At 68.5% G+C, this 21,490-nt stretch carries 22 protein-coding genes and 2 tRNA genes; 10 read left to right on the top strand and 14 right to left on the bottom strand.

Going from position 1 to position 21,490, the window contains the following annotated elements:
- Positions 1-19: 19 nt before the first annotated feature.
- On the bottom strand, positions 20-592 hold the full coding sequence (locus tag FHR33_RS30560) for a TetR family transcriptional regulator (protein WP_183654980.1): 573 nt from the start codon (positions 590-592) through the stop codon (positions 20-22).
- Between the two features lie 72 nt (positions 593-664).
- On the opposite strand from FHR33_RS30560, the gene FHR33_RS30555 reads away from it, so the two are divergent.
- Together FHR33_RS30555 and FHR33_RS30550 are read left to right on the top strand one after the other, a co-directional pair.
- Positions 665-1,237 (top strand): dihydrofolate reductase family protein, encoded by a 573-nt coding sequence (locus FHR33_RS30555; protein ID WP_183654977.1) that lies wholly within the window; start codon positions 665-667, stop codon positions 1,235-1,237.
- 17 nt (positions 1,238-1,254) lie between these two features.
- Positions 1,255-1,413: a hypothetical protein gene (locus tag FHR33_RS30550; protein ID WP_183654975.1), complete on the top strand. Its 159-nt coding sequence runs from the start codon at positions 1,255-1,257 to the stop codon at positions 1,411-1,413.
- A 136-nt stretch (positions 1,414-1,549) separates the two neighbouring features.
- Here the strand turns inward: FHR33_RS30550 and FHR33_RS30545 are convergent, their stop codons facing one another.
- The 10 genes from FHR33_RS30545 to galU form a co-directional block, all read right to left on the bottom strand.
- Complete coding sequence (locus FHR33_RS30545; RefSeq protein ID WP_183654972.1) at positions 1,550-3,061, bottom strand: serine hydrolase domain-containing protein; 1,512 nt, start codon at positions 3,059-3,061, stop codon at positions 1,550-1,552.
- 877 nt (positions 3,062-3,938) lie between these two features.
- Positions 3,939-4,166 carry a GntR family transcriptional regulator gene (locus FHR33_RS51980; RefSeq protein WP_312896022.1) on the bottom strand — a complete coding sequence of 76 codons (228 nt, stop codon included), beginning with the start codon at positions 4,164-4,166 and terminating at the stop codon, positions 3,939-3,941.
- 66 nt (positions 4,167-4,232) lie between these two features.
- Entirely contained in the window at positions 4,233-5,123 is an 891-nt protein-coding gene (locus FHR33_RS30535) for a hypothetical protein (protein WP_183654967.1), read from the bottom strand.
- 487 nt (positions 5,124-5,610) lie between these two features.
- Positions 5,611-5,687 (bottom strand) — tRNA-Ala (locus FHR33_RS30530).
- A gap of 54 nt (positions 5,688-5,741) precedes the next feature.
- Positions 5,742-6,368 carry a divisome protein SepX/GlpR gene (gene sepX, locus FHR33_RS30525; RefSeq protein WP_183654964.1) on the bottom strand — a complete coding sequence of 209 codons (627 nt, stop codon included), beginning with the start codon at positions 6,366-6,368 and terminating at the stop codon, positions 5,742-5,744.
- A 178-nt stretch (positions 6,369-6,546) separates the two neighbouring features.
- Positions 6,547-7,170 carry a GNAT family N-acetyltransferase gene (locus FHR33_RS30520; RefSeq protein ID WP_183654962.1) on the bottom strand — a complete coding sequence of 208 codons (624 nt, stop codon included), beginning with the start codon at positions 7,168-7,170 and terminating at the stop codon, positions 6,547-6,549.
- 51 nt (positions 7,171-7,221) lie between these two features.
- Positions 7,222-7,698: a MogA/MoaB family molybdenum cofactor biosynthesis protein gene (locus FHR33_RS30515; protein WP_221241310.1), complete on the bottom strand. Its 477-nt coding sequence runs from the start codon at positions 7,696-7,698 to the stop codon at positions 7,222-7,224.
- Positions 7,695-8,165, bottom strand: a complete 471-nt coding sequence (gene moaC, locus FHR33_RS30510) for a cyclic pyranopterin monophosphate synthase MoaC (protein WP_183654959.1) — start codon at positions 8,163-8,165, stop codon at positions 7,695-7,697. The genes FHR33_RS30515 and moaC overlap by 4 nt, the downstream gene beginning before the upstream one ends.
- Positions 8,162-9,349, bottom strand: coding sequence for a molybdotransferase-like divisome protein Glp (gene glp, locus FHR33_RS30505; protein WP_183660384.1), 1,188 nt, complete (start codon positions 9,347-9,349; stop codon positions 8,162-8,164). Before glp ends, moaC begins: the two co-directional genes overlap by 4 nt.
- A complete protein-coding gene (gene galU / locus FHR33_RS30500) occupies positions 9,336-10,238 on the bottom strand; it encodes a UTP--glucose-1-phosphate uridylyltransferase GalU (RefSeq protein WP_183654956.1) in 903 nt (300 codons plus the stop codon). Before galU ends, glp begins: the two co-directional genes overlap by 14 nt.
- Positions 10,239-10,263: 25 nt before the next feature.
- On the opposite strand from galU, the gene FHR33_RS30495 reads away from it, so the two are divergent.
- Positions 10,264-10,851: a 5-formyltetrahydrofolate cyclo-ligase gene (locus FHR33_RS30495; protein WP_183654954.1), complete on the top strand. Its 588-nt coding sequence runs from the start codon at positions 10,264-10,266 to the stop codon at positions 10,849-10,851.
- On the opposite strand, the gene FHR33_RS30490 is transcribed toward FHR33_RS30495, so the two are convergent.
- Positions 10,826-11,776 carry an LCP family protein gene (locus FHR33_RS30490; protein WP_183654951.1) on the bottom strand — a complete coding sequence of 317 codons (951 nt, stop codon included), beginning with the start codon at positions 11,774-11,776 and terminating at the stop codon, positions 10,826-10,828. The genes FHR33_RS30495 and FHR33_RS30490 overlap by 26 nt on opposite strands.
- 84 nt (positions 11,777-11,860) lie before the next feature.
- On the opposite strand from FHR33_RS30490, the gene FHR33_RS30485 reads away from it, so the two are divergent.
- Entirely contained in the window at positions 11,861-13,366 is a 1,506-nt protein-coding gene (locus tag FHR33_RS30485) for a potassium/proton antiporter (protein ID WP_183654948.1), read from the top strand.
- Between the two features lie 66 nt (positions 13,367-13,432).
- The gene (locus FHR33_RS30480) at positions 13,433-13,723 is read left to right on the top strand and encodes an FmdB family zinc ribbon protein (RefSeq protein WP_183654945.1); all 291 of its coding nucleotides are present in this window, start codon (positions 13,433-13,435) and stop codon (positions 13,721-13,723) included.
- Here FHR33_RS30480 and FHR33_RS30475 read toward each other — a convergent pair.
- Positions 13,716-15,689 carry an MDR family MFS transporter gene (locus FHR33_RS30475; RefSeq protein WP_183654942.1) on the bottom strand — a complete coding sequence of 658 codons (1,974 nt, stop codon included), beginning with the start codon at positions 15,687-15,689 and terminating at the stop codon, positions 13,716-13,718. The two genes, FHR33_RS30480 and FHR33_RS30475, sit on opposite strands and share 8 nt — an antisense overlap.
- Positions 15,690-15,987: 298 nt before the next feature.
- Between FHR33_RS30475 and FHR33_RS30470 the strand changes: the two genes are divergently transcribed.
- The 3 genes from FHR33_RS30470 to mscL are packed head-to-tail and all read left to right on the top strand — an operon-like array spanning position 15,988 to position 17,849.
- Positions 15,988-16,794, top strand: a complete 807-nt coding sequence (locus FHR33_RS30470) for an S-methyl-5'-thioadenosine phosphorylase (protein WP_183654939.1) — start codon at positions 15,988-15,990, stop codon at positions 16,792-16,794.
- A gap of 39 nt (positions 16,795-16,833) precedes the next feature.
- Complete coding sequence (gene cpaB / locus FHR33_RS30465; RefSeq protein ID WP_183654935.1) at positions 16,834-17,421, top strand: Flp pilus assembly protein CpaB; 588 nt, start codon at positions 16,834-16,836, stop codon at positions 17,419-17,421.
- Positions 17,422-17,450: 29 nt separating this feature from the next.
- Complete coding sequence (mscL, locus tag FHR33_RS30460) at positions 17,451-17,849, top strand: large conductance mechanosensitive channel protein MscL (protein ID WP_183654932.1); 399 nt, start codon at positions 17,451-17,453, stop codon at positions 17,847-17,849.
- A 1-nt stretch (position 17,850) separates the two neighbouring features.
- On the opposite strand, the gene FHR33_RS30455 is transcribed toward mscL, so the two are convergent.
- Entirely contained in the window at positions 17,851-19,083 is a 1,233-nt protein-coding gene (locus FHR33_RS30455) for a D-alanyl-D-alanine carboxypeptidase family protein (RefSeq protein WP_312895786.1), read from the bottom strand.
- 1,493 nt (positions 19,084-20,576) lie between these two features.
- Here FHR33_RS30455 and FHR33_RS30450 point away from each other — a divergent pair.
- A tRNA-Arg gene (locus FHR33_RS30450) sits at positions 20,577-20,649 on the top strand.
- A 115-nt stretch (positions 20,650-20,764) separates the two neighbouring features.
- Positions 20,765-21,481: an HAD family hydrolase gene (locus FHR33_RS30445; protein WP_221241309.1), complete on the top strand. Its 717-nt coding sequence runs from the start codon at positions 20,765-20,767 to the stop codon at positions 21,479-21,481.
- The last annotated feature ends 9 nt before the right edge of the window (positions 21,482-21,490 follow it).

The following is a 21,490-nucleotide window of genomic DNA, read 5'->3' as shown; positions in this document are numbered from 1 at the left end:
CGTCGGGTGGCCCTACACGTCAGGCATTCAGAGATCTTTGCACGGCGGCGTCGACCAGCTCGTGGATCTCCTGCTCGGTGAAGATGTCGGGCAGTGTCAGCCGCTCCACGATCAGCCAGTTCAGGGTGAGATAAAGGAGCACCACCGAGGTCGAGTCGCCGGGCAGGCCCGAAGTGGCGTGGTAGCCGATGTTGGCGTCGATGTCCTCGCGGATGCGCTTGGTCAGCACGGCGCGCAGCTCAGGGCGCCGGGTGGACTCCAGCCGCAGCTCGAGCAGGGCCAGGTATCCGGAGTTGAAGGCCGAGACCCGATCCACCAGTTCGTGCATGAGCTCGGCATAGCGGGTTTCGTCCTGCACGCCCTCCTGACTGCGGGCGATCGTGGCCTCGTCGGGCAGCAACCGCTCATAGATGCGTCCGCCGACCTGGGTGAACAGGTCGTCGCGGTTGGCGAAGTAGTTGGAGGCCGTGCCCGGGGGCACAGCCGCCTCCGTATCGACGGCCCTGAAGGTCAGCCCCCGCGCTCCTTCCCTGGCCAGCACCTCGATGGCCGCGTCGATCAGTGCCTGCCGTCGTTCGGGATTTCTCCGCACTTGACACCACTCCGTCTGTAGTACTACGTTTTGACCACTCCAAACAGAGTACTACATCGGGAGTTGATCGATATGCGAAAGCTTGTCTACTACATCGCCGGCTCGCTCGACGGCTACATCGCGGGCCCCAACGCCGAGTTCGACTTCTACCCCGTGTCGGACCAGATGGCCGCCTGGATCAACGCCCGTTACCCCGAGACGCTCCCCACCCACGTGCGCAAGCTTGTCGGCCTCGAGGGCGTGCCCAACAAGGTCTTCGACACGCTGGTGATGGGCCGCGGCACCTACGAGCCGGCCCTGGACGTCCCCACCACCAGCCCGTACTCCCACCTGCGCCAGTACGTCGTCTCCAGCACGCTGACGATCGACGACCCCACGGTGCAGGTGGAGGCCGGCGACCCGATCGAGCTCGTCCGGCGGCTGAAGGCCGAGGACACCGGCATGGACATCTACCTCTGCGGTGGCGGCAGGCTCGCCGCCTCCCTGCTCCCGGAGATCGACGAGATCATCCTCAAGAGCTACCCCGTGGTGGCGGGCGCGGGCATCCCCATGTTCTCCGGACAGTTCAACCCCACCCAGTTCACCCCCACCCGGCGCGAGTCCTTCGACAACGGCACCCAGGTCACCTGGCTCACCAGGGCTTAGTACCCCAAAGAGGAAGCATGCATATCAAACTCCCCGCCACCATCACCCAGGCCAAGACCGAGCACCAGGCCCGATCGCCGCACCGGCACGACCAGCCGGCGCGCGACCTCAAGCCCACGGGCAGGACCAATCTCTCCCGCCGCCCGACCGCCGCCCCTCGCCGCAGCGGGTACTGAGCTCCACCCACCACCACGACCGAGATCCCGTCCGATCAATCGATCGGACGGGATCCCGTCAACTTCAGTCCAGCCGTCTCAAGAACGGCTCACGAGTAGGTGTGGTCTGCAGTGGAAAAGCGCTTCCTTGATTGCTTCACGCACGAGATGTGATCGTTTCCCGCGGTCCGGACGTCTCGCCGGCACGTCCACGAGCGCCCCGGGCACGAACGAGGTGGACGAAACGAGAGACGACGACGGCGGCAGCGGCGAGTGCGGCGGTGGCAGCCCAGACATACAGCGCGAGCCACACATATGTGATCTGCTCCAGCGTGCCCGCCCTGTTCATCACGAAGCCGATCAGGTCCGCGAGACCGAAGAAGAACACGATCGGCGCCGCGTACGGAATCAGTCTCACGATCACACGCCAGGCGGCCCGGCCCTCGCGGCGGCGGGCCCAACTGCCGGCACGGTAGACCCCCAGGATGCCGAGTCCGAGGTTGAGCACACTCAGGCCGGCCAGCCAGAGGTCCGCGGACATGGTGAAGGGCACCGCTCCGGCGACAGGGCGGCCCTCAACGACGTCGATCAGGCCGTTGGTGATGAGAAGCGCGTCGTCGCCGGAGATCATCCCAGTGTTGGTGACGACCGCGATGCCGTACGTGCTCTCAGGTAGGAGCGTCTGGACGGAGTTGTGGGTGAGCAGCCAGCCGGTGTGCTGAAGCCGGGGCGCTCCGCCATCGGTCTTCCCCTCCGACCAGCCCATCCCGTAGGTACTGCCGGCTACGCCCGACGCGCTCTGAGCGGTCTTCAGGATCTTTTCGGGCAGGACACCGCCGGCGCCGTTCTGCGCGATCAGCCATCTCGCCAGATCGTCGGCGGTGCTGACGACGCCGGCGCCGCCATTGATGAACCACTTCGGCTGCGAGCGCTCGACGACCTGGCCATAGGCTCGGATGTAACCCGCGCCCCGGCCGGGCAGGTCGCTGGTGGTGTTCACGGTCGCGGTCGATGTCATGCCGAGCGGGCCGAACACGTTCGCGGCCATATGGTCGGCGAACGGCACCCCGGCCACCACCTCGACCAGCCGCGCCGCGACGGCGTAGTTGGGGTTGTGATAGGCCATCTTGGTGCCGGGCTCGCTGGCGAGCGGAGCGGTTCGCAGCATCCCGACGGCGTCCTTGAGCGTGTCCGGTGCGGCGAGCGTCAGCTCCGGGAAGCTCTGGTCACTCATCCCCGAGGTCTGCTGAAGCAACTGGCGCACAGTGATCTTCGCGGCGCGAGGGTCAGCCATGGTGAATTCGGGGAGATACGTCTGTACGGCAGCATCCAAGCTGATCTTGCGCTCATCGGCGAGACGCAGCACCGCCAAGGCCGTGAACGACTTGGAGAGTGAGGCGAGCGGCATCGGGGTGCCCTTCGTGATCGCCTCACCCCCGGCCGTGTGGCCATAGCCCGCGACGTGGACGACCTGGTCACCTTTTGTGACGGCGACCGTGGCACCAGGCAACCCGGTCCGTTCGACATAGTCGCGCATGTAGTCGTCGATCACGCTCGCGCTCAGGTCCCCGGCCGACGGCGTCACCGCAGAAGCCTGCGCCGCCGTCATCCCCATCGCCAGCAGCACGCCAGCCAGGCCGGTCATCGCCGCGACCTTGCGCATCTTCATGAGGCTTCCTTCCGAGGTTCTGTCTGCCGAGAACCAACGTAGGAATTCGTCCAGGTACGGCACAGTGCACGATCGTCTGGCGCTCACCCCGACTTTCGTCAGGTGGACACGTCCCGGGGTCAGCCCGCCGCCAGAAACGGCTCAGAGATCGCAGCCACCACGAGATCCCACCCGATCGCGATGATCAGGCGTAAGTACCTCGCCACGGCATCCCCACCCCAGGTCCCACGCTGAAAGCAGGCCCACATCACTCCCACCGTTATGGTCGTCCCGTGACCGCCATCGCCTGGGAGCAGATCGAAATCGAACGTCACGAAGACGGCTGGGCTTCGTTCTGACTGCCCCCGCCTGGCAGCAAATCGAAGACGAACGCTACGAAATGACTGGACTCCATTCGACGCACGTTTCGCCTTCCGACCGGCAGTCGCGCTGCCAACGCCCTATCAAGGGAGTTCGTAGCGCACCAGAGCCTTAGCGAACGGCTCCCCGTTCGTGCGGGCGTATGCCATCCGCGCGCGTGCTTCGCTGAGCGTGCGCGGGCGGTAGCCTGGGCCACCGCAACAACTCTTGTGGAAGCGGACACCCGAGTGCAGCAACAGCGAGAGCACCCGCCAGGCCGCATTGTCCCGCTGACGCGGGGCCGCAAAGGCTGAACCGACGTGGATCAGCGGCTCGGCGCAGCGCGGGCAGGACCGGTCGTAGTGGCCAGGGCCGGGGTAAGGCTGCTTGTACGAAGCGCGGCAAGGCAGACAGACATAGGATGTCTTTGCATGGGCCATGCGATCAGGGTAGGTCTGTCGCGGGCCGAGATCGACAGGTTTCCTGTTGGGCAAGATCCAAAGGACAGGCCCTAGCGAAGCATGGAGCTCCCTTTCAGCTACTGCTGGTCGAGAGCTTCCCCGTCTTGCTTGGCCACGAACGAGCCCAGTCCCGGTTCGGTGTAGATCAAGCCATCATCGCGCAGCTTGGCGACGGCCTTCTGTGTCGTGGCCACTGCAAGGCCGAACTCGTCCATGAGAGCCATGACTGAGGGCATGCGATCACCTGGGGCGTACTCACCCGTCCTGATGCGCTCCGCGAGGACATTTCGTAGAGCTGCTTCCACCTGGGGATACTCGGCTTCCAAATGATCACCTAAGCACGATAGGCATACTACGTGTACCACGGGCCGTCAGCGCCTGTTCAGTCCCCGCAGCACCGGCAGCCCAGTGCCGGAGTCAAGTACGAGGCGGTCGCCGAGCGGTCGGGTCAGCGTGACGGTAGTCGTCGCCGTCTTGAGAATCGCCGGGCAAGGCTTGCCAGAGCTGGAGTCCTCCTCGTCCATGTCGATCACCACCAGTTGGTCGGTCTCGTAAGCGCGCGGCCCGTGAACGGTGTCGCAGGCGCCGAACCCGTAGCGGATAAGCAGCTCGTCAGGCTTGCCGGCGACGAGGTCGAACGCCATCACCTCTTCGAACCCTCCCTGTATCCGTTCGGGACGGGCGGTGACGGCCGAGGGGTCTACCGCCACGTGGACCTTCTTCTGCTCGACTCCCTCGACGGTGAACATCCAGGCGGGCACCTGGATTGCGCCGCGGCTGGTCTCCAGCGAGACCTTGCCCAGTCTGGCGCCGGTGACCCGGAGCGGGCGGCATTTCTTGGCCGGGCACTCCTCTTCGATGAGGTCCGCCGGTTTGCTGAACTCCTCGTACGCGCTAGCCGCCGAGATGAGCGGCACCTGCGAGACCTCGCCGTCCGGCCATCGCACGTCGGCGCGGTGCGGGGAGTTCGCAGGCAGCTTGGCGGCCAGCCTCCAGGCACCGTTGTGCGAGCTTCTGTTCACCCAGGCCGGGCTTTGGCTCACGTGGTTCCATCCCTGCGGGTTCAGGACTTCCAGCGCAACGAACCCTTTGCGCCAGGCGTGGTCGTCGGCCGAGCCCTGCCAGCGCTCTGCCACCTCCCGGGCACGCGTCTCGAACTCGTCACGCGATGCGCCATGGGACCCGCCGGGCGAGGCCTCATGGTCCCCGCCGCAGGAGGACAGGAGAAGCACCAAAGACAGGCAGGCGATCATTCTTCGCATGAGGCCTCCTCCGTCCTATGATCAGCCAACGTCCGACGCCTCCGCTTGGTTTTCCGGGTTCTGACGATCCCCCTGGGGACGCACTCGACCAGCCTGCTCATCGGGTGGCGAGGATCGACGAAGTAGGTCGGCGAGATAGGCCATCCGGATCGGCCTGCCGGGGAGCCTGAACTGCCCGACGAGCCCCATCGGACGCTCGTGCCGAACGCAGAGCGGCCACTGCGGCTCCTCCTGCCAGACCGGCCGCCGAACTTGGTGCAGAGCTCGTCGGGCACACAGGTACCCGGGTCACGGAAGCCGTGTACCGCAAGCAGCTCAAGCCCGTGATCACCAAGGGTGCCGAAACCATGAACGCCGTCTTCGGCGACGGTAAGAGAAGGAAGCGTAAGTCCGCGTGAGGTGGCTCCCCGATTGGCTCCCAGCGGCCCTCAGACAGCGAAAAGGGGCCTCGGATCAACTCCGAAACCCCTTGTCACCTGGTACTTCGTGGTGGAGATGAGGGGATTCGAACCCCTGACCCCTTCGATGCGAACGAAGTGCGCTACCGGACTGCGCTACATCCCCAACGACCTCGATTAGATTAGCAAACTTCCAGGAGTCCTTGCGCCAGAGTCTCGCTCAGTCCCCCACCGCGCGCCGAGGTGGGTCGGCGTACTGGTCGAACAGGACGTCCGGCTGCCTGAACTCCAGGATCTCCGCCTCCGCCTGCTCGGCCGCCAGCGCCTCCGCCCGCTGCCGCTCCCTCAGCCTGCGCAGACGGGCCGCGCGAGCCTCCACGGCGCGCTGCCTGCGCTCCCTGTCCACCCGTACGGCCATGCGCAGCACGGTGAGGTAGCCCGTCATGAGCACCCCCGCGGGGGCCACGCCCCACCAGGGGATGACCTGGACGGCGGCGGTCACCACGGAGGCGAGCACCAGCAGGATGGAGAAGAACAACATCCGCCTGCGGCGCGCTACGATGATCGCCCGGCGCCGGCCCTTGAGCCTGCGCAGGTCCATCGACTGCCGGTTGAGCTCGCTGATCGTGTCGTCGGAGAGCGGCGCGTAGTCCGTCTCGACGGGCTCGGCGACCTCGTGCGGCTCGGCGGGAGTGGCGACCGACAGCACGGGGACGGGCCCCGTCACCTCGGCGGCGTAGAACTCCTCTAGCTCGGCCAGGTTGCTGCGGTCCCTGCGCAACCACATCGGCACCAGGACGCACAACCACATGACCACGATGGCGAGGTAAAGCAACACGCTGCTCACGGCCACCTCCGAGCGCCGAGCAGAGCCGCACCAAGCGCCCCGGAGATCGAGGGAGCCGCCCTGAGGGCAGCACGAAGACGCATAGGTGCTCTTGGCGTCTTCGATGTGCTCACGTCACGCACCGTAAGACCGCGTGTCACTAATTGACGAGCATTCGGTGCGGTGTGTCGCGAGATCGTCAAACCTCTTCATGTGATGAACCGGCGCGACGCCACTGGACGAGCAGCCCGCGAGGGACGTCCTCCACGGTCAACGCGTAGCAGATGTGGTCCCGCCAGGCCCCGTCGATGTGGAGTTGACGCCGACGAATGCCTTCTTCCCTGAACCCCAGCTTCTCAACCACTCTGCGGCTGGCGTGGTTCTCGGGACGGATGTTGGCCTCGAGTCTGTGCAGGCCCGTGGTGAAGAAACAGTGGTCCACCGCCATGGCCAGGGCGGTGGGTGTGATGCCGCGTCCGGCCAGCGCGCCGTCGATCCAGTAGCCGACCTGCGCGGAGCGCGCCGAGCCCCAGACGATGGCGCCGACGGTGAGCTGGCCGGCGAAGCGGCCTTCATGGGTGACGACCCACGGCATGGACAGCCCCTGACGGGCCTCTCTGCGCAGGGTGGTCACCATCGACAGGTACGGCCCGAGCCCGGTCCTGAACAGCGGCGTCTCGGGGTTGCTCGGCTCCCATGGACGTAGCCAGTCGGCGTTGCGCAGGCGGGTGTCGCGCCAGACGCGCACGTCGCCAAGGCGTAGCGGGCGCAACCCCACCGGCCCCTCTGTCAGGGTCACCGGCCAGCCACGAAGTCGATCCACATCCTCATCATCCCCCCAAGACGCAGGAAGCCGCCATGGATCGGCAGGAGGTCAGCGTGGGTGGTCGCCGCCGCGGATCTGGTCGACGGCGTGCGCCAGGATGGGCGCGAGGACGGCGACGCCGTCCCTGACGCCTCCCGAGGAGCCGGGCAGATTGACGATGAGCGTGCCGCCCGCCTGTCCCGCCAGTCCGCGAGACAGGACCGAGGTCGGCACTTGGGCCCTGTTCGCCTGTCTGATGGCCTCGGCGATGCCAGGAATTTCCCGGGAAATGACCTTGGCCGTCATCTCCGGGGTGAGGTCCTGGGGCGTCAGCCCGGTGCCGCCGGTCGTGACGATCACCTCGTAGCCCCTGGCGACCCCTGCCCGCAGCTCCTCCTCCACCGGCGGCCCGTCGGGCACCACGACGGGCCCGGTCACCGCGCAGCCCGCTTCGGACAGGAGCGAGGCGAGGAGCGGCCCCGACTTGTCGGCGTAGACGCCCGCCGAGGCGCGGTTCGAGACGGTGATGACCAGCGCGCGGATCAAGGACGTCTCCAGAGTCCGGTCTTGCCGCCGGTCTTCTCCTCCACGCGCACGTCGGTGATCACTGCCGCGGGGTCCACCGCCTTCACCATGTCGATGAGCGCGAGGCCCGCCACGGTGACCGCGGTCAGCGCCTCCATCTCGACGCCGGTCCTGTCGGCGGTCTTCACCACGCAGGTGATCTCCACCCCCGAGTCGCCCACGGCGAGCGTCACCGACACGCCGTGCAGCGCGATCGGGTGGCACAGCGGGATGAGGTCGGGCGTGCGCTTGGCCCCCATGATGCCCGCGATGCGGGCTACGCCTAGGGCGTCGCCCTTGGGGACCTCGCCCGAGCGCAGCAGCGCGACGACCTCCTGCGAGAGCACGACCCGCCCCGTGGCGGTGGCCGTACGGACGGAGACGTCCTTTCCTGCGACGTCGACCATGCGCGCCGCGCCTGTCTCGTCGAGATGCGTGAAACCACTCATATCCGAATCACCTGTACAGAAGCTCCTGAAGGCACCTCGGTGACCTGCTCGGGCACCATGATGAGGCAGTTGGCCAGGGCGAGCGCGGCCAGCTGGTGCGAGCCCTGCCCGTGGACCGGCGTGACCGTGCCGTCGTCGGCCAGCACCCCGCGCAGGAACGACCGCTTACCCTCGGGCGAGTGCAGGGGCGCGAGGAGGTGCGCCGGGCGTGTGGCGGGAGGTCCTGCGGGCAGGCCGCGCATCTTGCGCAGCGCCGGCCGTACGAACAGCTGGAAGGAGACGTAGGACGAGACCGGGTTGCCGGGCAGGGTGAAGATCGGGACCTGGTCGTCGCCGACCACGCCGAAGCCCTGCGGCATGCCCGGCTGCATGGCGACCTTCTCGAACCTGACGGTGCCGAGCGGGCCGAGCGCCTCCTTGACCGGCTCGTAGGCACCCATGGAGACCCCGCCGCTGGTGATGACGGCGTCGGCGCGCACGAGCTGGGCGTCGAGCTGGTCGAGGAAGGCGGCGGGGTCGTCGGTCACCGTGCCCGCGCGGAAGCCGTCGCCACCGGCCTCGCGGACGGCGGCGGTGAGAGTGAAGCTGTTGGAGTCCCAGATCTGGCCCGGGCCCAGCTGCGTGCCGGGCTCGACGAGCTCGGCGCCCGTCGAGAGCACGACGACGCGCGGACGCGGGCGCACCCAGACGCGACGGCGTCCGGTGCCCGCGATGATGCCGAGCTGGGCGGCGCCGATCGTGGTGCCGGGCTTGAGCACGACCTCACCGGCCTGCACGTCCTCCCCCGCCCGCCGTACGGCGTTGCCCTCCCGCACGGGACGGTCGATGCGCACGGTGACGGTGCCGCCGTCGGTCCACTCCACCGGCACGACCGCGTCGGCGCCCGCGGGCAGCGGCGCGCCGGTCATGATGCGTACGGCATGCCCCTGGCCGATCGCCCTGAGCTCGCCCGACCCCGCCGCGATGTCGTCGATGACGGGAAGCGACACCGGCGCGGCGGCGACGTCGGCCGCCCTGACGGCATAGCCGTCCATCGCGGAATTGTCGAAGGGCGGCAGCGGCACCGGCGAGGAGACCTCCTCGGCCAGCGTCGTGCCGAGCGCCCGCTCGAGCTCGAGCTCGAGCGGGGCCAGCGTGCGAACCGTGGCGAGGATGTCGGCCAGGTGCGCGTCAACTGATTTCATCGAGGAACTCACGCAGCCACGGTACAAAGTCCGGGGCGAGATCCTCACGATCGGCGGCGAACTTCACCACCGTGCGCAGGTAGTCGAGCTTGTCGCCCGTGTCGTAGCGGCGGCCGCGGAACAGCACGCCGTGCACCGGGCCGCCCTCGTCGCTCCCGCGCGTCGCCAGCGTGCGCAGCGCGTCGGTGAGCTGGATCTCGCCGCCTCTGCCCGGCGGGGTGTTCTCCAGCACCTCGAAGACGGCCGGGTCGATCACGTAGCGCCCGATGACCGCCCAGTTGGACGGCGCCTCGTCGACAGCCGGCTTCTCCACCAGGTCGGTGACGCGCACGACGTCGTCCTCGGAGGTCGGCGAGATGGTGGCCACGCCGTACAGGGAGACCTGCTCCTTGGGCACCTCCATCAGCGCCACGACGCTGCCGCCGTAGGTGTCGCGCACCTTGATCATGCGCTTGAGCAGGTGGTCGCGATAGTCGATCAGGTCGTCGCCGAGCAGGCAGGCGAAGGGGTGGTCACCGACGTGCTGCTTGGCGCAGAGCACGGCGTGCCCGAGGCCCTTGGGCTCGCCCTGCCGCACGTAGTGCAGGGTGGCCAGCGAGGCAGGCTCGAGGACCTGGGAGAGCCGTTCCTCGTCGCCCTTGGCCTCAAGGGCGCCTTCGAGCTCGAACGCGCGGTCGAAGTGGTCTTCGATGGAGCGCTTGTTCTTGCCGGTCACCATCAGCAGGTCGAGGAGCCCGGCAGAGGCGGCCTCTTCGACGACATACTGGATCGCGGGCTTGTCGACGATCGGCAGCATCTCCTTGGGAGTTGCCTTGGTCGCCGGGAGGAACCGGGTGCCCAGACCCGCGGCGGGCACGACGGCTTTCGTCACAGGGTCGAAGTCAGCCATACAGGCGACCCTACTGGAGGTATCTGTGGACAAGCTGAACCTGCGCCTCAAGCTGACGAGGCAGCGCGCCGCCATTCCCGAGCAGAAGAGGCGGGAGAACGCGCGGCGGATCCGCGAAACGCTGCTCGACCAGCCATGGGTCCAGATGGCCGGGCTGGTGGCCTGCTACTGGTCGATCGGCGACGAACCCGAGACACACGGACTGGTGTTCGCCCTGTGGAAGCACGGCGCGACCGTGATGCTGCCGGTGCTGCGCGACGACGACGATCTCGACTGGGCGGTCTACGACGGCCCGGACACGCTCGCGCCCGGGCGGTTCGGGATCATGGAGCCGGTCGACACGCGCAGGGGCGTCGAGACGATCCGCACCGCCGCGCTGGTGATCGTCCCTGCCCTGGCCGTCGACAGAACCTCGGGCGTACGGCTGGGCCGCGGCGGCGGCTCCTACGACCGCGCGCTGGCAAGAGTGGGCCCCAACGTGCCGACCGTCGCCCTCCTGCACGACGACGAACTGATCGACGGCGTCCCCTCCGAGCCCCACGACCAGCCCGTCCGCTGGGCGGTCCACCCCGGGGGCCTGGTCAACCTCAGTACAGCAACTCCGTATCGTTGATCCCGCCGTTCGCCTCCACGTAGTCGGCGAGGGCGTCCTGCCTGACGGCCGCGAACAGCTTCTCCGCCTTCTTCTCGTCGATCTTCACCACGCTGGCGCCCCTGATGGTCGCCGAGCCGAGGTGCGGCGTGGTGAGGGCGGTCAGGTCCTCGACCCCTCGAAGGTCGAACGCCAGGCCGCGAAGGAGGCTCATGGTCACGCCCGGGTCCACGCTGAGCGACTTGGTCGACTCCTGCAGGAACGCGTCGATGGCGAACAGGCTGCTGTCACGCAGCTTCCGCCCCATGGCCTTGATCACGGCCTGCTGCCGCCTGATCCTGTCGAAGTCGCCGCCCGGCAGGTTGTAGCGCTGCCGTACGAACAGGAGGCTCTGCTCGCCGTCCAGGTGGACCTTGCCCTGCTTCCAGGTCACCTTGTTCATCGGATCGTAGGTCGTGCGGGCCACGTACACGTCCACGCCGCCGAGCGCTCTGGTCATGGCGACGAACCCGGCGAAGTCGACGGCGGCGAAGTGGTCGATCCGCACGCCCGTGAAACGTTCCACCGTCGAGATCAGCAGTCGGGGACCGCCATAGGCGTAACTGGCGTTGATCTTGTCGTTCCCGTGGCCCTTGATGGGGACGTAGGCGTCACGTGGGATGCCGACGACGTAGATCCGCCGTCGATCGGCGGGAAGATGAAGAATCATGATCGTGTCGGCGCGTTGCGCGCCCTGCTCGCCCGGACGCCGGTCCGAGCCGATGAGCAGCCAGTTCTGCGCCTCGCCCACCGTCTTGCCGGGGCGCTCGGACTCGACGGGAAAGGGCTCGGCGATCCGCCGGATGTTCCCGTCATAGACGTACTGTCGCTGCATCAGCAGGGCGAATCCACCCGCGAGCACCATCGCGACCAGCAAACCGCCGATGATCATAAAACGGCGTAACATCGCGCGAGCATAGCGCTGGCCGGCAGTCCGGACTAGCGGCTTATGTACGCGACAATAGCCCTCAGGAAACAGAGAGGGGGCCGGATGAAGCTCGACGTCTGGCTTCTTCTCGGAGCGGTCGTCGTCATCGCGGCCATCGCCTCGGTCAGGGTCGCGCACCGCAGCGGCCTGCCCAGCCTCCTGCTCTTCCTCGGCTTCGGTTTCCTGCTCGGCGAGAGCGGCTTCGGCATCCCCTTCGACGATCCGATGATCGCTCAGCAGGTCGGCCTCGGCGCGCTGGCGCTGATCCTGGCCGAAGGCGGCCTGACCACGACATGGAGCCACGTCCGAAAATCCGTGCCCACCGCGATGGCTCTGGCCACGCTCGGGGTGGCCGTCAGCATCGTGGTGGTGGCGCTTGCCGTCCAGGGGCTGCTCGGAGCCGACTGGCGCACCGCGCTGATACTCGGCGCGGTCCTCGCCTCCACCGACGCCGCCGCGGTCTTCTCCGTGCTGCGTCGCCTCCCGTTGCCCACCAGGCTGTCGGGGATCCTCGAGGCGGAGTCCGGGTTCAACGACGCGCCCACGGTCATCGTGGTGGTGCTGCTCAGCCAGGTGGGCAAGCCCGTGCCGAGCGTGGGCGAGTTCGTCATGCACGCGGCGATGGAGCTGGCCATCGGCGCGGCGGTGGCGGGGCTGCTGGGCCCGGCGGGCGCCTACGCCCTGCGCCGCGTGGCCCTGCCGGCCTCGGGCCTGTACCCGATCGCGGTGCTGGCGCTCACCTTCGTGGCGTACGGCGGCGCCGTGCTCCTGCACGGTTCGGGCTTCCTGGCCGTCTACCTGACGGCGCTGATCCTCGGCAACGCCAGGCTCCCGCACAGGGCGGCCACCCGCGGTTTCGCCGAGGGCGCGGCGTGGCTCGCGCAGATCGGCCTGTTCGTGATGCTGGGCCTGCTGGCCAGTCCACTCGAGATGCCGGTGGACGTCGTGCCGGGGCTCATCGCGGGAACGGTCCTGGTCCTGCTGGCCAGACCGCTGTCGGTGATCGCCTGCGCCTTCCTGGTCAGGCTGGCCCGCCTCGACGGCATCGACTGGCGAGAACAGGCGTTCCTGTCGTGGGCGGGGCTGCGCGGCGCGGTGCCGATCGTGCTGGCCACGATTCCGTGGGCCGCGGGCGTGGGCCATGCCGAGCACCTGTTCAACCAGGTCTTCGTCATCGTGATCGTGTTCACGCTGCTGCAGGGCCCCACGCTGCCCTACGTCGCCAGAGTGCTCGGCGTGGCCGCCGAAGGCGAGGCGCGCGACCTCGACGTGGAGTCCGCGCCCCTGGAGCAGCTGAACGCCGACCTGCTCCAGGTCAAGGTGCCTCAGGGCTCGCTCCTGCACGGCGTGGAGGTCTTCGAGCTGCGGCTGCCCGTCGACGCGGCCGTCACGCTGATCGTCCGCGAGGGCCGTACGTTCGTGCCGACGGGCACCACCAGGCTGAGGTCCGAGGACCAGCTGCTGGTCGTCACCACCGCCTCCTGCCGGGAGCAGGTCGAACGGCGGCTGCGGGCGGTCAGCCGCAGGGGCAAGCTGGCCGGATGGTACGGCGAGCGCGGTATGGAATGAGTCGCACCCAAGGAGCGTTTATGATTAGCAGTCGCGTGCGTCGAGTGCCAACCTGAGGAGGAGCGCGTGCCCACGTACCAGTACGTCTGCAACGACTGCGGTCAACCGCTCGAGGTCGTCCAGAAGTTCTCGGACGACGCTTTGACCATCTGCCCCAACTGCGAGGGACAGCTGCGCAAGGTTTTCTCGGCCGTCGGCATCGTTTTCAAGGGCTCGGGCTTCTACCGCACCGACAACCGGTCCTCGTCCGCGACCAGCACGCCGACGACGACCCCCGCCAAGCCCGCTGAGAGCACCTCCACCCCCGCCGCGGCCGCGACCCCCGCTCCCGCCGCCTCCAGCGCCGCCTCTAGCTAGGCCTGTCCACCTCGGCGCCCAGCAGTTCTGGGCACAGGCGGTCCAGCAGGTGCTGGAGCTCGGGGTGCGGGCCCCAGTCGTCGATGAGTTCCTTGAGTCCCTGCCTTGCGTGCGCGAGCAGGGTCTCAGCCATGTGCTCGCCGTAGGCCGTCAGCCGCAGCGACTCTCCGTCCGTCGACCGCGTGAGCAGTCCGGCCTCGATCAGCTGCTCGGCGTACGGCCTGCCCTCCGCCCTGGTGACCCTGCCCCTGTCGGCAAGCTCCTGGGCGCCGACCCAGCCTTCACCCCCGAGCCTGGCGATGATCCAGACCCCGGCGGGGGGCACGTTGTCGAGCCCCGCGAGCGCGCCGAGCCTGGCGTAGTAGTCCTTACGCAGGTCGCTGTCGGCCAGCCGTACCAGACCTCGCTCGACCTCGGCCAGCGACGAGCGCTCGGCGGACGTGGCGCCCAGGCCCTCGCCAAGGTCGACGGCCTTCACGGTCTTCCTGAGCGGCTGTTCGGGGATGAACCATGACAGCACGAACGCCACGAACATGATCGGGGCCGCCACGGCGAACACCCTGGAGATCGCGTCGGCGTAGACGTGCAGGAACTCGGCGCCGAGCGCGGGGGGAAGCTTCCTGATGACGGTCGGGTCCTCCTGCACCCGCGCGGGGTCGAACCCGGCGGGCAGCCGTACGGTGGCGACCACCGCCCGCAGGTCGTCGTTGAGCCGGCCGGTGAAGACCGCCCCGAGGACGGCGACGCCGAACGAGCCGCCGATCGAGCGGAAGAAGATCGCGCCTGAGGTGGCGACGCCGAGGTCCTCGTAGCCCACGGCGTTCTGCACGACGATGACGAGCACCTGCATCACCATCCCGAGCCCGGCCCCCAGCACGAGCAGGTCGATGCTCATCGTGAGGGTGGAGCTGTGTTCGGTCAGGCGGGACAGCAGGAACATCCCCAGCGTCGCCACGGCCGTGCCGAGGATCGGGAAGAACCTGTAGCGACCCGTGCGCGAGACGACCTGGCCGCTCACGATGGACATGGTGAGCATTCCCGCCATCATGGGCAGCAGGTGGACCCCTGACAGGGTGGCGCTCACGCCGTACACGACCTGGATGAACAGCGGCAGATACGTCAGCGCGCCGAGCATGCCGAAGCCGACGACGAAGCCCACCAGGGACGACATGGTGAAGCTGCGCAGCGCGAACAGCCGCAGCGGCATGACGGGCTCGTCCGCGGCCCTCGCCACGAACCACCAGCCCACCAGCATGGCCAGCGCCGCCAGGCCCAGCCCCCAGATCATCGGGTCGGACCACGGGTAGACGGTGCCGCCCCAGGTCGCCAGCAGGACCAGGCAGGAGGTCGCGCTGCCGAGCAGCGCCATTCCCGCGTAGTCGATCGTGTGGTGGGTGCGGGTGGACCTGCCGGGCAGCACCGCGACGATCACGATCAGCGCGACGGCGGCGATGGGCAGGTTGATGTAGAAGACCCAGTGCCAGGAGAGGTTGTCGACGAAGAAGCCGCCGAGGAGCGGGCCGACGATGCTGGAGACGGCGAAGACGGCGCCGAAGAAGCCCTGGTACTTGCCGCGTTCGCGGGGCGGGACCACGTCGCCGACGATGGCCTGCGCGAGGACCATCAGGCCGCCGCCGCCGAGCCCCTGCAGGGAGCGGAAGGCGATGAGCTGGCCCATCGACTGGCTGAGGCCGCAGAGGGCCGAGCCGATGAGGAAGACGACGATCGCGGCGATGAAGAGGCTCTTGCGGCCGTACTGGTCGCCCAGTTTGCCCCACAGCGGGGTGGAGACCGTGGAGGCCAGCAGGTAGCCGGTGACGACCCAGGAGAGCTGCTCGAGGCCGCCGAGGTCGCTGACGATGGTGGGCAGGGCGGTGGAGACGATGGTCTGGTCGAGGGCGGCCAGGAGCATGCCGAGCATGAGCGCGACGAGGATCAGGCCGAGGCCCTTCTGCCGCTCTTGCATCGGGTCAGCTCCTTCTCAGACGTACTGGTCCTTCTCGGATGCGCCGGTCTTTCTCGGATGCACTGTTCTTTCTCGGAGGCGCTGGTCCTTCTCGGACGCACCGCTCTGAGCATACCCTTCGCGATCATTTGACTACTCTTCGGAGTAACGCCCATAAGCTTCCTCCCCGCGACCGTTGTCCACTGGCGCCCCTCCCTCGCCACCGTGGTCCACAAGCACCTACGCCCCCGCCGCCTTCGTCCACAGAACCGCGTTCTACTCCTGCTGCGCTCCGGCCCTTGGCGCTAATCTCTCGCCCATGGTCAATCGCGCAGATATCGGCGTCATCGGCGGGTCAGGGCTCTACTCCCTGCTCGACGACGCCCAGGAAGTCGAGCTCACGACGCCCTACGGGCCGCCCAGCGACGTGGTCACGGTCGGGCGCATCGGCGCGCGATCCGTGGCCTTCCTCCCCCGGCACGGCCGTGACCACCGCCACCCCCCTCACCGCATCCCCTACCGCGCCAACCTGTGGGCGCTGCGTTCGCTCGGGGTGCGCCAGGTCCTGGCACCCAGCGCGGTCGGCTCCCTGAAGGCCGAGCACGGGCCCGGCGCCATCGTCGTCCCCGACCAGCTCGTCGACCGCACCTCCGGCCGCGTGCAGACCTACTACGACGCGGGCGGCGCCGTCCACGTCTCCTTCGCCGACCCCTACTGCCCCACAGGGCGCGCGGTGGCCGTCTCCGCGGCCCGCTCGGGCGGCTGGGACATCGTCGACGGCGGCACCCTCGTCGTCATCGAAGGCCCGCGCTTCTCCACCCGCGCCGAGTCGCAGTGGTTCGCCCGCAACGGCTGGACGATCGTCGGCATGACCGGCTTCCCCGAGGCCGTGCTGGCCAGGGAGCTGGCCCTCTGCTACACCTCGCTCTCCCTGGTCACCGACCATGACGCCGGGGTCGAGGCGGGCGAGGGCGTCACCCACGAAGAGGTCCTGCGCTTCTTCGCGACCAACGTGACCAAGATGCGCTCCCTGGTGGCCGACGCGGTCGAGGCCCTGCCCCAGGAGCGCACCTGCGCCTGCGGCTCGGCGCTCGACGGCATCAAGCTCCCCTTCGACCTCCCCTGACGTACGGCCCGGCCGACCACGCACCCCCTGGAGTTCTCAATGCGTGCCTGGATCCGAGCCTTCAGGCGGCGACGCCGTCTCCTCGCCGCGGCGCTGGCCGCCCTGGCGTTGGCGTGCGGGCTCACCGTCCTGCGCCCGGGTCCCGGCCCGACGACCACCGTTCTGGTCGCCGCCAAGGATCTCAAGCCCGGGCCGCTCCGGCCCGGTGACCTGCGGGCCGTCCGGCTTCCTTCGCAGGCCGTACCCGACGGGGCGCTGCGCACCGGTGCGGCGGGAAAGGTCCTCGCCTCTCCACTGCGCAGAGGCGAGCCCGTCACCGACGTACGGCTGCTCGGCCCCGGCCTGCTGGCCACCCTTCCACCGGGCACGGTCGCGACCCCGGTACGCATCGCCGATCCCGACGCCGCCCGCCTGCTCGCTCCCGGCGACGCCATCGGCGTGCTCGCCGCATGGGACGGCGGCCAGCCCGCGCTGACGGTCGCCGAGCGCGTGCCCGTCATCGCCATCCCCTCGAGCCACAGCGAGGCGGGCGCCCTCGTCGTGCTCGCCACCAGCCTCGACCAGGCCAGGATGCTCGCGGCCGCCCAGGCAGGCGGACGCCTGTCGGTGACCCTTCATCCGCACTGACCGTATGCGCTTCGCTACGCTTTGTGGTCATGAGCGGATTCAAGAAGTTTCTCGTCCAGGGAAACGTCATCGACCTGGCCGTCGCGGTCGTCATCGGCGCGGCGTTCGGCGCCATCGTCACGTCCTTCGTCGCCGACCTGCTGACGCCGCTGATCTCCGCGTTCGGCGGGCTGCCCGACTTCAGCTCGCTGACACTCACGGTGGGCGAGGCGCGGTTCAAGTACGGCAACTTCCTCAACACACTGGTGTCGTTCCTGATGATCGCCGCGGTGATGTACTTCCTGGTCATCAGGCCCTACACCCGCTACAAGGAGGCGCGTGAGGGCAGGGAGGAGGTCACCCACCGCGAGTGCCCTGCGTGCCTGTCGGAGATCCCCAGGGCCGCCTCCCGCTGCAGCCACTGCTGCGTCGAGGTCGTGCCGGTCTAGCTCAGCGCAGGGAGTCGATCTCCGGGTCGTACTCCCAGTGCCACGGCTCGTAGGGGTTGCTGTAGGCCCAGTCGGGATGGAACCAGCCGTACCTCTTGGAGTTGGCCTCCATCCACCGGAACTGCGGCGTCCCTCCCGACTGCACCCCTCCACACAGGTCCACGGCCATCCCGAGCCCGTGGTTGCTGCGTCCTGGCACCGCCGCGAAGCCGGGCCTGCGGTAGTAGACCGACTGCTGCTCCCCCAGCGTCCTGTAGGCGTCCGTGACGCAGATCGGCTTGCCGAAATGCCGCGTGTACGCCTCGTTGAGCGAGACGAACGCGATGGCCGCGTCGGCCCTCAGCAGGTGGCCGCGCTGCTGGATCGGGCAGAGGATGTTCTTGGGGATGAGGCCGTTGGGATAGTCCTTGGTCGCGTCGATCCGCAGCGGGTTGCACGCGAAGGCGGCCCGTCCCACCTTGTCGATCTTGATGCCGAGCTTCACCAGCGCCTTGGTCAGCGACTGCACGACCTTCTCCGAGCGCTTGGTCAGCGTACTGACCTCGGCCTCGACCTGGGCCGCCGCCAGCAGGTTCGTGGCTCTCAGCTCCTGCGCCTCGGCGGCCAGGCGCTGCTTGTCGGCGTAGACCTTGGCGACGGCGTCCATCTGGATCTGATTGGCCTGGGCCAGCACGCTCGCGTCGCTCTGCGCGCGCAGCATCTCCGCGGTCACATCCCCCGTCAGATACGAGATCACGCCGTCGCCCACGGGCTGCTGGTACACCAGCTCGACCAGGTCCGAGATGGGCCGCCGCATACGCGTGAGCTCCGTCTCGGCCGCGGCCAGGTCCCTGAGCTTCCTGGTGAGCGCGTCGTTGGAGGCCTTGAGGTCGCTGGTGCGCTTGTCGAGCACCTTCTGCGCGGTGGCCAGCTCGCTGGCCGACTTCTCGGCCTCCTTGCGCAACGCCGTGAGCCCAGCGGGATCAGGCACGACCGCCGCTGCGGCGCCGTTGGCCTCGGCGGGAGGCTCCACGGTCGAGACGAGCCCGTCGACGGTGGCATCGGGGTCGACGGCACCGGTGAGCTCGTCCACAGGCGACCCTGTTCGGGCGACTTGGGCCACGAACTGGCGAGCGTGAACGGCGGCGGCGACCTTGACCGTAGACCCGCTTGCAGGGCCGCCTGCGTCCACGGCCAGCATGGCGTGCTTGGGCAGGGACGACCCGGCGGGAGCGCCGGCCGCAGCCTCGGACACGGACGATCTTGTGCGAGCCGTCGCAGTGACCTGAGCCGTGGAGGAGCGGTCGCGGGCCGTAGCAGCGGACTTCGAACCGGCATCAACGGCGGCCATCTGGGGCACGGAGGACCGGACTCGCGCAGTCGCGGAGGCCTGAGCCGTTGAAAAGCGATCGCGAGCCGTCACAGCGGAACCGGACTCAGTCGTCCCGGCAGAGGCTGCGGCAGCCGCACGCGCGGACGATCTCGCGCGGACCGGCGCGACGGCTTCAGCCGCTGACAAACGGTCGTGAGCCGTCGCGGTGTCGGCCATCGGCGAGCGATCATGGACCGTCGCGGCGACGTCGGCCGTTGACGAACGGTCGTGGACGGTCGATGCGGGCAGGCCCACGAGCATCGAAGAGATCGTCGTGACGACCGCGATCAGACCCGCTGATCGAGGGGCTGACACGTTCGATTCCTCCGTTTGCGAACTCGTTACCTGGGTCAGGCACGCACGTTACTACAGCCCTCTCGGTGCCCGGACCGAACTCCCGAGAGCCGTTATGTTCCCAACGCGCCGTTTGCGGGATTTGCGGGACCGGTTTCTACGCGAGCCTCCGCTGATGCTCCTGACACACCTCCCAGAGCCAGGTCTCCTCCCACTCCCCCGGACATCCCTCCGGCTCCGGCGGCCGCTCCCACCTCGACTCCCCCGGCTGCCTGGGCTTCCGCGCCTCCGACCCGGGCCGCCGCACCTCGACGTCCGGCTCGGGCGTGCTCACCCGCTCCACCTCCCGCGGCACGGCCACCGCCACCCGCGCGGGCACCTTCGCCTGAGGCGGGCCCGGAATCGACCCTCCGTACCTGGCGTCCGGATGAGGCGGCGCCGGCGCCAACACCGGCGCGAACGACCTCCCACGCTCAGCCCCGGCCAGGTGACCCACCCGCGCGCCGTCCCCTTCGGACAGGCGATGCCTCAGGGTCGCGCCGTGGCTCAGGTACGCACCGTGGCCCGGATCCGCGCTTCCACCCTGGTGCACGCCTTCCCCCAGATGCGCACCCAGGCCCTGGCCAGCGCTCCCACCCGAGCTAGCACTCTCACCCCAGCTCGCAGTTTCGCCCTGGCCCTGGTTCGCACTCTCGCCCACCGGCGCGTTCTGGCCCGCCCCCGCGTATTGGCCAGCCCGCGCCCGGCGGACGGAGTCACCGTCGACCGCCCCGTCCGGGGCGCCAGCAGCCAGCGTGGCGGCGTCGTACCCGGTGAGCTGCGCGGCCAGGAGTCCCCCGGCCAGAATCGCGGGCGCCAGCAACGCCCCGCACAGCACCACCGGACGTCCTGCCCCTCGCCTACGCAACTGTTTACGTGGACTTCTCTTCACGGGGGCGACGTTAGCCAGGGGGCTGGAGTGAGGAGGCGATCGCTTGTCATGCCTTTACCGCAGCTCAGAGCACCCATGACCGACACCACAAAACTCAGACCCGCCCAGCGGCACACGCACTGCCAGAACTTCGCTAGGCTTATGCGTGTCCGCCTCCGTAGCTCAGGGGATAGAGCACCGCTCTCCTAAAGCGGGTGTCGCATGTTCGAATCATGCCGGGGGCACACAGTTGATCAGTCATTTCGGCACCTGACCTGCGACTTCTCAGTCGCAGGTCTTTTGCTTGCTAGGCAGCCGTATGCCACCGTAGGCAGCCGTAGGACAGTGATCGCGGGATATATGCGGGATGATCTTGAACGTGTTTCAGCAGCTCGCGCCCCTGATTACGAGGCGCCTGTGCAGCGCCTAGCCCTCTTCGATCTTGACAACACGCTCATTGATCTCGACGCGGCGTTCGCGCGGTGGGCTACGGAGTTCGTCGCAGAACGCGGCCTCGACGCGGAAGCTGTCGACTGGCTGATGGCTCTGGACCAGGATGGCTTGCCGCATCGAGAGGCCTTCTTCGCGCGGACACGGGAACGCTTTGGGCTGCCCGATCCCGTCGAGGAGCTATGGGCCGCCTACCGCGCCCGCATGCCACTCCTCGTCCACTGCCGCCCTGAAGTACTGACCGGGCTGTCGGAGCTACGGGAGGCGGGTTGGCGGGTGGCCATCATCACCAACGGAACGGCCGACAACCAGCTCGGGAAGATCGAGCACACCGGCTTGGCCGACGTGGTGGACGGCTATGCGCTGTCCGGCGCCGAGGGTGTTCGTAAGCCAGAGTCGGCACTGTTCGATGTCGCGGCGCGGCGTTGCGGGCTGACACTCGCCGCCGGCGGATGGATGATCGGCGACCGCCTTGGGGCGGACATCGCGGGCGGACGTGCAGCAGGCTTGCGAACCATCTGGGTCAACCGCGGCGAACAGTCGGAACCAGACCACGGAGCGGATCACGTGGTCTCCGACGTCGTCGAGGCCATGGGCATTCTCCGCACGCAGGAAGGGCCCCGGTGAGACACCGAG

The sequence above is a fragment of the Nonomuraea dietziae genome, assembly GCF_014195505.1.
GTDB classification, from domain to species: domain Bacteria; phylum Actinomycetota; class Actinomycetes; order Streptosporangiales; family Streptosporangiaceae; genus Nonomuraea; species Nonomuraea roseola.
This window is presented reverse-complemented; position numbering and strand designations above follow the sequence as displayed.